This window comes from Serratia sp. M24T3 (genome assembly GCF_000257645.1).
GTDB lineage: Bacteria > Pseudomonadota > Gammaproteobacteria > Enterobacterales > Enterobacteriaceae > Rouxiella.
Genome location: NZ_AJHJ01000016.1, coordinates 15,660 through 29,016, shown reverse-complemented (window position 1 = coordinate 29,016; position 13,357 = coordinate 15,660). Strand labels below are relative to the sequence as shown.

The 13,357-nt window shown below is 49.3% G+C and carries 18 protein-coding genes; 17 read left to right on the top strand and 1 reads right to left on the bottom strand.

Annotation, left to right across the window (positions count from 1 at the left end; translation table 11 throughout):
• The first annotated feature begins 66 nt into the window (after positions 1–66).
• The 17 genes from SPM24T3_RS13685 (at position 67) to SPM24T3_RS13605 (ending at position 12,667) form a co-directional block, all read left to right on the top strand.
• Positions 67–1,452 (top strand): DUF2213 domain-containing protein, encoded by a 1,386-nt coding sequence (locus SPM24T3_RS13685; protein WP_009637366.1) that lies wholly within the window; start codon positions 67–69, stop codon positions 1,450–1,452.
• A gap of 13 nt (positions 1,453–1,465) precedes the next feature.
• Positions 1,466–1,957, top strand: a complete 492-nt coding sequence (locus SPM24T3_RS13680; RefSeq protein WP_009637365.1) for a hypothetical protein — start codon at positions 1,466–1,468, stop codon at positions 1,955–1,957.
• Between the two features lie 81 nt (positions 1,958–2,038).
• Entirely contained in the window at positions 2,039–3,055 is a 1,017-nt protein-coding gene (locus SPM24T3_RS13675; RefSeq protein WP_009637364.1) for a major capsid family protein, read from the top strand.
• Positions 3,056–3,131: 76 nt separating this feature from the next.
• The gene (locus SPM24T3_RS13670; RefSeq protein ID WP_009637363.1) at positions 3,132–3,485 is read left to right on the top strand and encodes a hypothetical protein; all 354 of its coding nucleotides are present in this window, start codon (positions 3,132–3,134) and stop codon (positions 3,483–3,485) included.
• The gene (locus SPM24T3_RS13665; protein ID WP_009637362.1) at positions 3,485–3,898 is read left to right on the top strand and encodes a DUF4054 domain-containing protein; all 414 of its coding nucleotides are present in this window, start codon (positions 3,485–3,487) and stop codon (positions 3,896–3,898) included. The genes SPM24T3_RS13670 and SPM24T3_RS13665 overlap by 1 nt, the downstream gene beginning before the upstream one ends.
• A 2-nt stretch (positions 3,899–3,900) precedes the next feature.
• Positions 3,901–4,506 carry a hypothetical protein gene (locus tag SPM24T3_RS13660; protein WP_009637361.1) on the top strand — a complete coding sequence of 202 codons (606 nt, stop codon included), beginning with the start codon at positions 3,901–3,903 and terminating at the stop codon, positions 4,504–4,506.
• Positions 4,503–4,871, top strand: coding sequence for a hypothetical protein (locus SPM24T3_RS13655; protein WP_009637360.1), 369 nt, complete (start codon positions 4,503–4,505; stop codon positions 4,869–4,871). The genes SPM24T3_RS13660 and SPM24T3_RS13655 overlap by 4 nt, the downstream gene beginning before the upstream one ends.
• The gene (locus tag SPM24T3_RS13650) at positions 4,853–5,383 is read left to right on the top strand and encodes a hypothetical protein (RefSeq protein WP_009637359.1); all 531 of its coding nucleotides are present in this window, start codon (positions 4,853–4,855) and stop codon (positions 5,381–5,383) included. Before SPM24T3_RS13655 ends, SPM24T3_RS13650 begins: the two co-directional genes overlap by 19 nt.
• Positions 5,384–5,443: 60 nt before the next feature.
• Positions 5,444–6,925, top strand: coding sequence for a DUF3383 domain-containing protein (locus SPM24T3_RS13645; RefSeq protein WP_009637358.1), 1,482 nt, complete (start codon positions 5,444–5,446; stop codon positions 6,923–6,925).
• On the top strand, positions 6,926–7,366 hold the full coding sequence (locus SPM24T3_RS13640) for a hypothetical protein (protein WP_009637357.1): 441 nt from the start codon (positions 6,926–6,928) through the stop codon (positions 7,364–7,366).
• 17 nt (positions 7,367–7,383) lie between these two features.
• The gene (locus SPM24T3_RS13635) at positions 7,384–7,863 is read left to right on the top strand and encodes a hypothetical protein (RefSeq protein WP_009637356.1); all 480 of its coding nucleotides are present in this window, start codon (positions 7,384–7,386) and stop codon (positions 7,861–7,863) included.
• A 32-nt stretch (positions 7,864–7,895) separates the two neighbouring features.
• Positions 7,896–8,063, top strand: a complete 168-nt coding sequence (locus tag SPM24T3_RS13630) for a transglycosylase (protein WP_237713058.1) — start codon at positions 7,896–7,898, stop codon at positions 8,061–8,063.
• Complete coding sequence (locus SPM24T3_RS13625) at positions 8,063–10,045, top strand: lytic transglycosylase domain-containing protein (RefSeq protein WP_009637354.1); 1,983 nt, start codon at positions 8,063–8,065, stop codon at positions 10,043–10,045. The genes SPM24T3_RS13630 and SPM24T3_RS13625 overlap by 1 nt, the downstream gene beginning before the upstream one ends.
• A 1-nt stretch (position 10,046) precedes the next feature.
• Positions 10,047–10,874, top strand: a complete 828-nt coding sequence (locus SPM24T3_RS13620; RefSeq protein WP_009637353.1) for a phage baseplate protein — start codon at positions 10,047–10,049, stop codon at positions 10,872–10,874.
• Positions 10,874–11,200, top strand: a complete 327-nt coding sequence (locus SPM24T3_RS13615; RefSeq protein ID WP_009637352.1) for a hypothetical protein — start codon at positions 10,874–10,876, stop codon at positions 11,198–11,200. The genes SPM24T3_RS13620 and SPM24T3_RS13615 overlap by 1 nt, the downstream gene beginning before the upstream one ends.
• Positions 11,197–12,069, top strand: coding sequence for a hypothetical protein (locus SPM24T3_RS13610; protein WP_009637351.1), 873 nt, complete (start codon positions 11,197–11,199; stop codon positions 12,067–12,069). The genes SPM24T3_RS13615 and SPM24T3_RS13610 overlap by 4 nt, the downstream gene beginning before the upstream one ends.
• Positions 12,059–12,667 carry a phage P2 baseplate assembly protein gpV gene (locus SPM24T3_RS13605; RefSeq protein WP_009637350.1) on the top strand — a complete coding sequence of 203 codons (609 nt, stop codon included), beginning with the start codon at positions 12,059–12,061 and terminating at the stop codon, positions 12,665–12,667. Before SPM24T3_RS13610 ends, SPM24T3_RS13605 begins: the two co-directional genes overlap by 11 nt.
• 135 nt (positions 12,668–12,802) lie before the next feature.
• Here the strand turns inward: SPM24T3_RS13605 and SPM24T3_RS13600 are convergent, their stop codons facing one another.
• Entirely contained in the window at positions 12,803–13,315 is a 513-nt protein-coding gene (locus SPM24T3_RS13600) for a hypothetical protein (protein ID WP_009637349.1), read from the bottom strand.
• Positions 13,316–13,357: the final 42 nt, after the last annotated feature.

Sequence of the window (13,357 nt, the reverse complement as noted above, 5' to 3'; positions counted from 1 at the left end):
GTAAATTCAACTTACCCAAACGGTCGTTTAGGCGGTTTTTTTTATGCCTGAAATTCAGAGGGCATCATGCCAAAAAATAAAAAGCCTCTGGTGCGCGGCATTGCTTTGGATGCTGAATCCTCACGCCGCCGCATCGATGAGAACGGATATCTTCACGTTACGCAGACCCACTTAACAAAAGAGCAGGTTGCCCCGTATCTGGGGAGTGAAATCCCAGGCTACGAGGAATTAGGACTCGAGCCGGACAAAGTCTATTACGGCTACCGTCCAGCCGAGGAGCTTGAAAAGTCCCTCGATATGTTCAACGGGATGCCGCTGCTGATCATCCATCAGCAGGACAGCGCCCATGCTCCGCTTAAAGAGGTGAGAGTGGGTTCGGTCGGCACAACGCCGGTTTGGAGCGCACCTTATCTCGATAACTCCCTGACCATTACTGATCAGACTGCAATTGACGGCATCAACGATGAAACGTTGCGTGAAATCAGCTGCGGGTATTTCTACACGCCAGACTTTACGCCAGGCGAGTTTAACGGCGTTGCCTATGACTTCGTGATGCGAAACATCCGGGGAAATCATGTGGCGCTCGTTAAAGAGGGTCGGGCAGGACCCGACGTTTACGTACATGACGGTATGCCGTCGAAAATCAAAAAGGTAATAAAACCTATGAAATTAACCCGTGTGCAAGTAGCAGTGCGAGCTGCTCTCGGCACTTACTTAGCCCCGCGCCTGGCGCAGGATGCTCTGCCGGACGATCTGACTAAACTAGTCGGCTCCTACAAAAAATCTTCCACCCTGGCGAAAGCCGTATCTCGTAAGTACGGCAGTATGATTGCTCAGGACATGGATATTGAAGCTGATGACCTGGTCGAGCTCCTTGACGCGGCTGGCGGCGCAGTAGAGCCCGAGGATGAGGGAGCGAAGGAGGATGACCCGGCGTTTGATGAGGATAATGCTTCGGAAAGTTTACGAACAATGCTCGAGGGTAAAGTGCCTGATGAATTGCTTCAGAAGCTGCTAGCCTGCCTGGCAGCACCTGCGACTGACGAAGATCTGGATGATTTGTCTGATGGTAAAGTCAAGCCGGTTGGTGATGACAATCTGGACGACGACAACGGTAAGGGCCCTGCGATGGACAGTAAAGCCATCATTGCTCAGGCAAAAAAAGAAGCCTTGGGCCATGCGCGTAAGTTAAATGCGGCCGGTAATAAAGTCCGTAGCTTGGTCGGTGATCTCGATGCAATGGCATTCGACAGCGCTGAGGATATTTTCGCGCATGCGCTGAAAAGCAAGGGCGTGAATATCAAGAACTACAAGCCGGAAGCCTACGAGGGCATGTTCGACATGATTTCTGAGCGCCAGCCTTCAGCCTTAGCCAACGACCATGCTTTTAAAGATGAACCCGCAGAGCTGACAGGCCATTTCGCCCACCTCGCAAATATTAAATTTGGCTAAGGAGCTACTGTAAATGCAAACTCAAGTTGGTCTTTATTACTCCCCGGCGGTGCCAGGGGATCGCGCTTCAAACAATCCGTTCGTTTACGTGCCCTTTAACCCAATCGCGACCAGTAATGTGACGGTGGGCCAATTCGTCTGGCCTGGCTCCTATGCTTTCACCGAAGCGCAACAGTATTCTGATGATTCAGTCCAGCCGCTTGGCCTGGTTGAGCGTGTGTTGGTTAACTTCAACTACAACTTAACCAGCCCCGGCACAATGGTTATCCCGGCCGGATCGGTTCTAACGGTAGCGCGCAAAGGCGATTACTTCGTCAAGCCAACAGCTGCTGTAACCATCGGGCAAAAAGTCTTCGCATCTCTGACTGATGGCAGCATTTCTGGCGCTGCTACGGGCGACACGGTAAGCGGATCTGTCGAAACTGATTGGCGGGTTGAAAACTACGATAGTCAGAGCGGTATTGCGACCATCTCAAACTGGTCAGCGCTTTCAGCCGCAGCTTAACCATCCCACTTTAATTTAAACCAACTGACGTATCGCCTTCATCGGTGAGGGCTATCTGCGTCAGCGGGTTGGAGAAACTCAATGCAATTATCTTTCACCCAGGCCGCGAAATATGGCTTTTCGTTCCCTGGCGCCCGCATGTGGATTGATCATGCCAACACCGCAAAAATGGCTCAGGATGCCGCGTTAATTACTAGCGCTAACTCCTCCATCCCCGCTGAGTTCACGGCATACATTGACCCAGAAGTGGTTGATATTCTTACCGCGCCGCGAAACTCGCGCGAGCTTTTGAGCGAAGAACAAAAGGGCGATTGGACCACGGCGTATATGAAGTGGCGCACCAATGAAATTACCGGTACCACATCACCCTATTCTGACTACGGCCAGTCTGGGAAGTCCGGCATGAACGTTAACTGGCTTACCCGCGAGCAGTATCGTTTCAGTACCATTATCGATTATGGTGATCTGGAAGTTGAGACTTCATCTGTCGCTAAAATTAACCTCGCCGCTGAAAAGCAGCGGGCTGCTGCCACGACTATCGATATCGACGCCAATAAATTCTATCTTCTCGGCGTTGAGGATTTGGAAATCTATGGGGCGCTGAATGATCCCAATCTGCCAGCGGCAATTTCACCAACTTCAGTAACCGTGAACGGCTCAGTTGTGACTGAATGGGCAGATAAGAATACCCAGCAACGTTACAACGACTGCCTGGCGTTATTCCAGCGCCTGGTGAAGCAATCCAACGGTATCATCACAAACAAAGACGAAATCAAACTTGCCGTGTCTCCAGATACCAGCGTTATGTTTGGTGGGGCAACAGACTTCAACGTCTCAGTGTTGGATATGCTGCATAAATACTTCTCTAACCTCACCATCATTGTCCTTCCGCAACTGTCAGGCGATGCCGGTGAAACGATGTTCATGTTCGCCCCCAAAGTAGCAGGCATGCAGACCGGTTTGCTCGGCTTTGGCGCGAAGTTCCGCGCTGGCCGAATCATTCCAGCGTTGTCGAGCTTTAGCCAGAAATTCACAGCAACCACCTATGGCGGCATCATTAAGATCCCGTTTGCGTTTGCTCAGATGGTTGGCGTTTAAGCGACAGACTTACCATTAATTGAAAATCTGAAAGGCTCCGTTCGGGGCCTTTTTTCTATTTGAAGAAGAGATAATCATGGCCGCAGAAAAAATCAAACATGTCCGCATGAACAACCCTCACGGTATCGAATTTAGCTTGAGCAACGGCAAGGTCATTAAAATTAATGGCAACGCAGTAAGCCTGATCGGGGTAGATAAGGGCAAAATTCCAGTAGGACTATACGGTAAAACGGAAATTCCAGCAGTCGAGTGGGAGGCTTTGCTTAAGGAGTACGGTAAAACCAAACTTTTCCGAAACGAGCTGATCGTTGCTGCTGACGACTTCGCAAGCGCGGAAGATATGGCTCGTGAGCGTATCGAAAAACGTCACGGGCGCGAGCCTATCGATACAAGTACTACCATCACGCAAGCTGAGAAGGTCGCAGCCTAATGGCAGTCGTCACGTTTGACCCTACTGCGTTCACCGGAGTTTACCCGCGCTTTGCTGGCGCGCTCACTGATGCGCAACTTAATGAGGCGTTTAACGTGGCATGCCTGCTGCTTGATAACACCAACAGCTCAATTGTTCCGTATGACCCGGCCAATGGCATTAATGATCGGCAAACGATTCTAAACCTACTGACCTGCCATATTGCGACGATAGCGTTGTGGGGTGACGGCCAAGCGGGGCCGATCGCTGGCGCGTCAGAGGGCTCGGTTAGCGTATCATTCTCGGTTCCAAATGCTGCCGATGCTTCATGGTTTAAGTTGACCCCGTGCGGAAGCATGTACTGGCAGTCCACGCGCAAGTATGTTGTCGGCGGCCGGTATGTGGCAAAAAAATACTATCATCCTTGGGGGTGAGCATGGCTAACTCGCTAAAAGTCGGCGGCAAGCTCCAGGCAGCGCTGGCGCGGATCAGCGCCGTAAAAAATATCAGCATGAAAGTCGGGATACTGAATAGCGCAACAAACTCTGAAACCGGTGAGCTAATCGCTCCGTATGCAGCCGCAAACGAATTTGGCGCGCTGGTAAAAGTGGAAGCGAGGAAAAGCCAGGTTCACTTCAAGCAGGCGGCTGATGGCAGCGTTGGTAACCGTTTCGTTAGCCGGGAAAAGTCTAATTTCGTTCAGGATGTGACAATCCCCGCGCACAACATCATCATTCCCGCCCGTCCTTTTTTCCGCAATACGATTAAGGCTGAGTCCGATAAATGGGCTGCTAATCTCACTAAAAAACTGGCTGAGCAACCTGTTTCTAAAGAATCAGTGAGGGATGCCCTGCAGATGCTTGGCGGGGTGATGGTTGCAGATATTCAGAACACAATCATCGAAGGTAATTTCGTCCCGATCAGTAACGGAACCTGGGCGACCAAAAAGCGCAAGGGTATAGCTAACCCTGAGAAACCGTTGGTCGAAACCGGTTCAATGGAAAATGCGCTCAGCTTCGAAATTATGGATGGTAGCAAATGAACCTCAGAGGCATCGCCAATAGCGTCACACAGAGCATTAATCCCAACGTGTCCGCTCAGATTTATAAATCGACCGGTTACGATACTGCCGATAATGGCTCTATGACACCCAGCTACGCAGATGCGGTAACGATGGATGTGCAGAAGCAGGCCATTTCACAAAATGACTTGGAGCATTTAGACAACCTCAACCTTCAAGGTCAGTTCATCGGTATTTACACCAACGGTAACTGGTGCGGGATGAATCGCAAAAAGAATGAGGGCGGAGATTTGTTCGTTATTGGTGATGACACCTGGCTTGTTGTAGCGGTGCCGGAAATCTGGCCTGACTGGACAAGGGTGGTTGCATGTTTACAGCTAACGTAAGCAACTCACTTTCTCAGTCGGACATGTTCACCGCGCTCCGTAAATTTCTCCTGCTACTCGTTGATGTTCCCGTCATTCAAAGTCAGCAAAATAAGGTTTCTATCCCCGAGGGTAATTTCATTGCGATGACATCGCTCGGTGAGGATGTGAAATCTACCAACCGGATTGACTACGACAATGGCACGAGTACCCCTGGGGATGAGGTTCATCAACGGACAGCGCTATGGCGCGTGCAACTCGACTGCTTTGGTAGCGAGTCGGAGTCGATGGCCGGTTTGATTTCAACAACATTTCGTTCTGAGTGGGCCTGTGAGGCATTCAAGTCTTTCGGCTACCCACTGGCACCAGTGTCCACAGGAGACCTGCGGCAAACGGCATTCATTAATTCCGAGTCAGGCTATGGAGACCGCTGGACCCTCGACGTGACCTTGGTCATCGATAGGTCAATCACATTACCTCGTTACTTCTTCGATAGCGTGGAGCTTGAGGCCTACTCAGTAGACTCTCTTTGACTCACACCGCAATAAACTATCACCCGCTCCGGCGGGTTTTTCCGTTTCTGGAGACAAGAAATGTCTATCTCTCTGAGTAAAGATATTAAAATTATCCCTGGAGTTCTGGCCGCCTCGGGCGATGCGCTGGACCTTAATGGGGTAATTCTTACAAATAGTGCTTATGCGCCGGTCGGCACGCTATCAACGTTCACTGATGACGATGATGTCGGGACCTATTACGGCACGGCGGCCACCGAATATTCGATGGCTGAAATTTATTTACAAGGCTATACAAACTGCACATCCTTACCTGGCACGTTGTATTTTTGGGGCTATAACACCACTGATGTCTCAGCCTGGCTTCGCTCTGCGTCAATGTCCTCCATGACAGTGTCCGCACTTAAGCTGCTTTCAGGCTCTCTGACACTTACTGTTGATAACGGCACCTCAATCACAGGCGCTATTGATTTGTCATCAGTAACCAGTTTTGCTGGCGCGGCGGCGGCAATTCAAACAGCCTTGGGCGACACGGTAAGTGTGGCTTACGACACTACCGTGACTGCTTTCATCATCTCGTCTGCGACGACCGGCGCAAACTCTGCCATCACTTACGCTTCTGGTGACCTGGCGACATCATTGTTGCTTACATCGGCAACGGGCGCAGTTATCTCTCAGGGCGCGGATGCTATTACGGACCCAACAGATAGTTTCACGGCTTTGATAGCGGCTACAGACGATTGGGCAACATTCACTACGTCCTTTGAGTGTTCGGTCTCCCAGCACCTCCTGTTTGCCGAATGGTGCTCAAACAAAAGCGATCGCTATGCCTACGTGGGTTGGTCAAACGATGGCACAGAAACGGTCTCGGGGAGCACGGAGACAATGGCTTATCAGATTGATGAGGTTTATAGCTACGGCGGGACGATCCCCGTTTATGGCGACCAAACGCATGCAGCCAGCGTGATGGGTTGGGCAGCTGCCCTCAATTTTGATCAAGAGAATGGTCGAAACTCCCTTAAATATACTCAGCTGGATGGCTTACTTGCGCAGGCCTCTACCGATGCCGAATGGACCGCGCTTGAAGCCAATGGCTACAACTTTTATGGCCAGTATGGGGCGAATAACATTGCTGAAAAATATTGGGCACCGGGCAGTATTACAGGTGATTACCTGTGGGCTGACGCTTACTTCGGGCAAATTTGGCTAAATGCAAATCTCCAGAGTGCAATCCTGACGGGGTTCCTGGACAAAACGAACCTGCCATATAACACAACGGGCAAGGCGACGGTAGAGTCGTGGTGTTCAGATGTTATTGCTCAATTTAAAACCTGGGGCGGCATTAGCACGGGGACCTCGCTTGACTCAAGTCAGATACTTAAAATTAAGTCGATCGTCGGTACAGACATTAGCACCACGCTGACCAACACCGGATATTACATGTATATCGGCAGCTTTACCGCTACGCAGCGCATGGACAGGGAGAGTGTGGTTGTTTATCTGTGGTACACCGACGGTGGTCAAATCCAGTCGTTAACCCTTAATAGTGTCGAGGTGCAATAAATGAGTGGAATAATCACTGCTGCTGACGTCGTAGCAACCATGACTGTCACTAACTTGTACACCTCTGGTTTTACGCTTCAGGGATTTACGGCTGATAATATTTTTGATGTGACCAATCTTGAGTTGGCGGAAACGGTGATGGGAGTTGATGGGACGTTATCGGCCGGGGCGATACTTACGCCTATGGACCAGACATGGCATATCATGCCGGATAGCGCCACCTACACGAAGTTCCAGACGTGGGCAACAACCAGCAGAACCAGCATCGCGGTTTATCGCTGTAACGCGACCATTATTTTCCCAACCCATGGCAAGAAGTACACCTGCACAAACGGCGTGCTGATTAACTGCACCACGATGGCTTCAGCAGCAAAGACCGTTCAGCCCATCACCGCATTAATCCGCTGGGAATCTGTTACCCCGTCTGAGTATTCTTCTTAACTAAAGGACGCTAATTTATGGCTCGTAAAACACTAAGCATCACGCTCGATAAGGGGCGAGATAAAGGGAAGCGTTTTCTGATTACAGAGATGTCGGCGGCCCAAATTGATAGCTGGTCATTGCGTTTACTTAACGGCGTGTACGGCAGCGGGAAAGGTGCGGAATTAAGCCAGATTGGCAGTGCCGCAGCGATGGCTCAAATTTTATTTGGAGTAGCTGGAAAGCCTAAAGATGGTAAAGGCGAGGCGGAAAAGGAGCAGGCCTCAAAGGCGGTGGAAACGATGTTCATGGATATGCTGATCAAAGCTGACCCGTATGTTTCTTCGCAGCTCCAGGCTGAACTCATGACGCAGGTTAAAATCATGCCGAGTGCTGCGGATCCGACGATTACTCGTGCATTGGATGATGATGATATTGAGGAGCTTTCTTCGATATCTAAACTGCGCACTGAAGCTATCAAAATTAACATCGATTTTTTTACCGACGCCGCAGAGTAGACGCTCCGCTCCAGATGCCACCGCAGAAAAAATTGATCGAGTATACAAACATCTCGATCACTATCGCCTCGGTGGTTTCCTCAAAGCTTGCCACGCTTTACGAGTGTCAAACAGTGTACTGCCTCGAGGACGTCTATGACCTGCTGGAAATTGCCTCAGTGGATAACCACAACACGAAAATTTTAAGCGGCGGTGATTAATGGAAGGAAGCACCCTCGAGGAGTTCTATGTCAGCATCGGCGTTGATGCCGATCAGCTGACTGACTTTCAAAAAGCCGTACTACCGATGGTTCAGGAGATTCAGAAAAACCTGGCAGACCTTGTGTCCTCATTTGACGATACCACTAAGCACACCTCTGAATCTCAAAAGAAACTGGGCGAAACCTCCTCAAAGCTTCAAAAGGGCCTGCAGGAAACGGCCAAAAAAACTCAGAATATTTTTACCGGCCTCAAGACTGAGCTTTTGGCATTTGCGGGGATCAGCTTATCGGTCGGCGGTGCGGTTGGTTTCGTCACAAGCATGACGACAGGGATTATGCAGCTGTCCATTCAGTCAAAAGCACTCGGCATGTCTGCCAAGGAATTGGATGGGTGGCAGCGCCAGGCGCAAAAGGCTGGCTCAACTGCGCAGTCAATTACTGGCGCGCTTTCTAATGTGCAGCAGCAAATGAATGACGCGCATGCTACGGGCGACTATAGTGGGAAAATTTACCAGGTAGCCCAGCGGTTAGGAGTTAGTCCTCAGGTAATGGTGGCCCATGATGCTGGCGATGTTATGCGGCTTATAATGTCTAGGCTCCAGCACGTCAATAAAGCGGACCAGTACACGTTTGGGGGGATGGTGGGGCTAGATGCGGCTGATATTCAAAATAACGCCCAGGGTAAGTTTCTCCCCGGCGTTAGTCAGATGACGGCCAATTCGAATATCAATAATGAGGCTATTGAACGTGCCCAAAAGGCTACGGCGGCAATGACGGATCTGGGGCAGCAACTTAGAGACGTTGAGAACACGGTTTTTGTTGCGCTTGAACCAGCTTTCGAGCAGGTCATCAATTACATGAAACAGTGGGCGTCCTGGCTAAATTCACACCCGAAGGAAGTTCAAGCTGCTCTGGATAAAATCCAGAAAGCTATTGTTGATGTCGTTACCTGGGCTAATAAAGGGGCGGATGCGGTTGGTGGCTGGAAGACTGCTATTGAGATACTGGTTGGCGCATCGGTTGGCGGTAAACTTCTTTCTTTATTCACCGGGCTTAGCTCATCAATTATGGGGCCTGCCGGGTTAATAACGGGATTGACTGCTCTTGAAGCGATTGTTATTAAGCCGTATGAGGATGCACATCCTGCATTAAAAAATAACCCAGTAGTAAAAACCTTGAATAATTTACCCGGTGCTGATGCTGTAGCTAAGACCGGTGATGAGTTTCGGGCATGGCTTTTCCAACACACTGGCATTCAGATCCCAACCGCCGATAGTGGCACCTTTACAGAAGCAGGAAATCAGGTAAGGGATTTTGTTACGGGTGATTGGGCAGCACGCCGCGCTGCAAGTCAGGAGCTAGCATATGTGCCGCTTCAACATGCTCAGTCTGCCCACGCCATAGGAAAGGGCAAAGAGCTATTGTCTTTCATGTCCAGCCAGTTCGGACAACTTGAGGCGCAGTATGGTTTACCAGCGGGGCTACTTAACTCAGTGGCCACAACGGAATCAAATGGCGATCAGTTCGCACAGTCTCCGGCCGGTGCTAAAGGTTTATTCCAGTTTATGGACCCGACAGCTAAAGATTTGGGCTTGTCAGGCAATGATGTATTCGATCCGCAAAAATCTGCCCAGGCCGCGGCGAAATATCTTTCAGAGCTCCTAAAGCATTATCACGGCAAGCTCCAGTATGCTCTGGCTGCTTACAACTGGGGAGAGGGTAATGTCGATAAGTATGGTCTTTCTGCTATGCCTGGCGAAACTTCCGCATACGTACCTAAGGTGATTGCTGGCCTACCTCAGGGCGGCGCCTATTTAGCAGCGCAGCGCAGCAGTGTTGTGAATAATCATGCAGGCAGTGCCACCACGACGCACATAAGTATTGGTCACATAAACACCTCAGCGACTACCGGCAAATCCCTTCTCAATGACATTCATCGGAGGACTGCGGGAACAATCGCTAGCTTAGGCTCAGGACAGTAATATGGCATTCAGTTTAAGTGAAACAACGCTACTAAGTGCTGTGAAAAGTGGAAGCTTGTCCAGTATCCTTGGTAGCGTCCTAAAGCCGGGGTACAGCATTACTGTAACGACCGTTGATAGTAATTCAGATTACGCCTCTTCTTTCTCAGCTGGCACTACGGTATTTACACCGACGTCGTGGGTTGGATTTGAGAGAACATCAGATGCTTCGATTGCCAATGCGCCCATCGAAAAAGGCAGCTATACCAGCTATAACAAAGTGCGCCGCCCGGGTGATATTCGTTTAACGTTCACCTTGGAAGGTTGGACGGGGTATAGCGGGGCAATCCCAAACCTCACAAACCTGACCACGCTTTCCCGTGAGAAGCTCATTAACCTGCTCGATAAGATGATCGCCAGCGCGAACATTTACACCATCGAAACGCCAGATACTTCTTTTGCCTCTTGCGACTTGGTGCATTACGACTACCAGATGAAAGAGGGGCGGGGCGTAACCTTACTGACGGTTAACGCTTATTTCCAAGAAGTGATCAGCATCAGTGAGGATTCTGCGACAAGCAGCAATCAGAAAACCTCTGCGGGCGTAGCCATGACGACTGTCACCACGCAAAGCTCCGTGACGAATGCAACCCTCAAAGACGTAACCAATGCGATCAGCAGTGGCAAGGCCACTCTTTCCAGCGTGTTGGGTACCACTGCTGACGCGGTCACGACAGAGGTTAATAGTGCCGCAACGAGCGTTTCAACCACCTGGAGCTCTGAATCAACGACGGCCAGCACACAAATCGTCAAAGGTGTTAATTCACTAGTGAAATCGTGGATTTCTTAATGCAAATAATCACTCTTTCCGCAGAAATGTCGCAACAGTTCAATATCTCGTTGGACAGCGTGTCATGCACGATGAAGTTTCACCAACACACAACCGGGCTTTACTTAGACTTATGGGTGGGTGATGCCGCCGTTTGTCTCGGAGTGTTGTGTATGAACGCTAACCGATTGGTTCGCTATAGCTATCTCCGGGCAAGAACCGGTTTTAGCGGGGACCTGTTTTTTATCGATAGCCAGGGGGCGGATGATCCTCAATGGTCAGAGCTGGGAACCCGGTTCCAGCTTTGTTACATCACCAACGCAGAATTAGAGAGCGCAGCAGCATGACGTATAAAACCAGAAAAATTGATGTCACTATCAGCCTGACTGGCGGGTCTTTCACTTCTAAAGCTAACGACAACACATTGCATATCGCAGATGCGAAGATTATCGCATCACAAAATATCAATGCCGGCATGAGCGGCTACACCCTGGATGCTAGCATTTACGGGCTAAGCGAATCCCAAATGTCGATTATTTCCGGCAGCGGTTTTAAGTACAACAGCAGGCCCGGCACTACAATCAGGATCAAGGTGGATGGCGTCATATTCTTCGAGGGGGTCATTCAATGGGCGAGGCCGGATTACAGCCAAGCGCCGGATGTTCCATTAGAAATACAGGTCATCGCACAACCGTTAACGTTCAATAACCCCATCACTGATACCAGCATTGCTGGAAATGTGACTCTCAAAACAGTTCTTGCAACTATCGCACAGAAAGTGGGTATGACAGTCGGTATATGCAATTCTTCGAAAACTTTCAATGGAATATATTTAAAGGGGGGCGCTGCTGATCAGTTTGCTAAAATTGAAGAGGCCGTGCGAGGACAAAGAGTCTTTATCGTTACGGACTTCTCAACAGTTAATGCCTATATCGAAGGGCAGGCTGTCGATGAAAACACCATTGCCTTGTCAACCAGCTCGGGACTCATAGGCTACCCAACTTTTATGGAGTTTGGGGTGTTCTGCACTGCTATATATAACCCCAAATTTGAGCTTGGCAAGGCAGTCAAACTTACAACTTCAGTTCCAAACGCATCAGGCGAATACGTTATCACCGCTCAATCAGCGCATCAGATATCGTCTTGGGTGGATAATGGTCCTTTCTTCTCAACCCTTTTATTGACGCCTAAAAATGGAGTAGCCAGTGTCAGTTGAAACCACCATGATGGCGCATGACAGCGCTTCAGAAGCCAACTCTTTGGCCTATGTATTCAAAAAGTTGCTTCGCCAGGCAACCTTCATCGAGATTGTTATTGTTGAAAGTGTCGATAGCGATGCCAAGACTTGCGTAGTCAAGCCGTTAGTGACCCCCGTTAACGCAGCTAATGAGGAAATCGATTCTCAGAGTGTGTCTGGCATTCCTTATTTCCGTCTACAAATGGGCAGTAGTGCCATAATCATTAATCCTCAAGCCGGTGACATGGGGTTGATGCTTGTCTGTGACGAAGACATATCTAACGTTCTATCAGGCAAGGCAGCTGCAACTGCAGCTACAGGGCAGAGGCATTCTCGCCAATTTGGCGTTTATCTTGGAGGCATAGGCCTGCTGAATGGCGACCCAACTGAATATATCGAGTTTACCGGCTCGGGCATCAATATTGTCGCTCCTAATGGCCTGAAAATTGATGGTACTGTGACCACAACAAGCACCATCACTGCTGAAGGGGAAGTGACGGGGAATGGCATTGCGCTTTCAAGCCATGTTCACGGCGGCGTTGAGTCTGGCGGGAGTGAAACAGATAAACCGGAGTAGGCATGAAAATCTATACGGCGTGCATTCATCCTAATGGCTTAATTATTACGGCCGACTCCCTGACTGATTTTTGGATTTTACTTAGTCATAAATTAGGGTGGGGTAAGTTTACTTTACAGAGAAAAACTAGCGAATTTAGCCATGATGCAGGAATTTTTCTATTATCGGAATTGCTGCCGGCAGGTTCAGAACGCCCTTCACCAGTAGTTGACTCGTCAAATATTTTATGGCGTCTGCCGGAAGGTCTCGAAGCTTTGAAATTAACCCTTTCTGTTCTTCAGGAGGAAGGTTTGAAATTGAAATAATGTCTTCTAATGCGATGATAGTTTCATTGTGCAATCGAATAGTTTGAACATTAAGAATCGCCCCAAGGCCTCCATCATCTAATAAAAAATCAATGCCTTTGGAAGTTATGGAGCATTCATTGGCAAAAAAATTAAATGAGGCCCCTATCATTTGGGCTGTTTTTAACACCCCTGAAAATATCAACCCATGCTGCTCCAAATACAATAGGTTAGCAATGAATTGATTTTCATCAGAAAATTTTGAAATCAAGGATTTTTCTTGTTCGTCATCCAATGGTGTAGGGGTTGTATCATATAGAATCTTTAAAATTTCCAACTGCAAAGCTCTGTCAAACTTTTCCATATGGTGTCCTCCGTGTAAATACAGTAACTTACGCCTATGTCA

Excerpts from the sequence above, each read along its gene's own strand:
- SPM24T3_RS13685 (WP_009637366.1), top strand. The coding sequence starts at position 67 with ATGCCAAAAAATAAAAAGCCTCTGGTGCGCGGCATTGCTTTGGATGCT.
- SPM24T3_RS13680 (WP_009637365.1), top strand. The coding sequence starts at position 1,466 with ATGCAAACTCAAGTTGGTCTTTATTACTCCCCGGCGGTGCCAGGGGAT.
- SPM24T3_RS13675 (WP_009637364.1), top strand. The coding sequence starts at position 2,039 with ATGCAATTATCTTTCACCCAGGCCGCGAAATATGGCTTTTCGTTCCCT.
- SPM24T3_RS13670 (WP_009637363.1), top strand. The coding sequence starts at position 3,132 with ATGGCCGCAGAAAAAATCAAACATGTCCGCATGAACAACCCTCACGGT.
- SPM24T3_RS13665 (WP_009637362.1), top strand. The coding sequence starts at position 3,485 with ATGGCAGTCGTCACGTTTGACCCTACTGCGTTCACCGGAGTTTACCCG.
- SPM24T3_RS13660 (WP_009637361.1), top strand. The coding sequence starts at position 3,901 with ATGGCTAACTCGCTAAAAGTCGGCGGCAAGCTCCAGGCAGCGCTGGCG.
- SPM24T3_RS13655 (WP_009637360.1), top strand. The coding sequence starts at position 4,503 with ATGAACCTCAGAGGCATCGCCAATAGCGTCACACAGAGCATTAATCCC.
- SPM24T3_RS13650 (WP_009637359.1), top strand. The coding sequence starts at position 4,853 with ATGTTTACAGCTAACGTAAGCAACTCACTTTCTCAGTCGGACATGTTC.
- SPM24T3_RS13645 (WP_009637358.1), top strand. The coding sequence starts at position 5,444 with ATGTCTATCTCTCTGAGTAAAGATATTAAAATTATCCCTGGAGTTCTG.
- SPM24T3_RS13640 (WP_009637357.1), top strand. The coding sequence starts at position 6,926 with ATGAGTGGAATAATCACTGCTGCTGACGTCGTAGCAACCATGACTGTC.
- SPM24T3_RS13635 (WP_009637356.1), top strand. The coding sequence starts at position 7,384 with ATGGCTCGTAAAACACTAAGCATCACGCTCGATAAGGGGCGAGATAAA.
- SPM24T3_RS13625 (WP_009637354.1), top strand. The coding sequence starts at position 8,063 with ATGGAAGGAAGCACCCTCGAGGAGTTCTATGTCAGCATCGGCGTTGAT.
- SPM24T3_RS13620 (WP_009637353.1), top strand. The coding sequence starts at position 10,047 with ATGGCATTCAGTTTAAGTGAAACAACGCTACTAAGTGCTGTGAAAAGT.
- SPM24T3_RS13615 (WP_009637352.1), top strand. The coding sequence starts at position 10,874 with ATGCAAATAATCACTCTTTCCGCAGAAATGTCGCAACAGTTCAATATC.
- SPM24T3_RS13610 (WP_009637351.1), top strand. The coding sequence starts at position 11,197 with ATGACGTATAAAACCAGAAAAATTGATGTCACTATCAGCCTGACTGGC.
- SPM24T3_RS13600 (WP_009637349.1), bottom strand. The coding sequence starts at position 13,315 with ATGGAAAAGTTTGACAGAGCTTTGCAGTTGGAAATTTTAAAGATTCTA.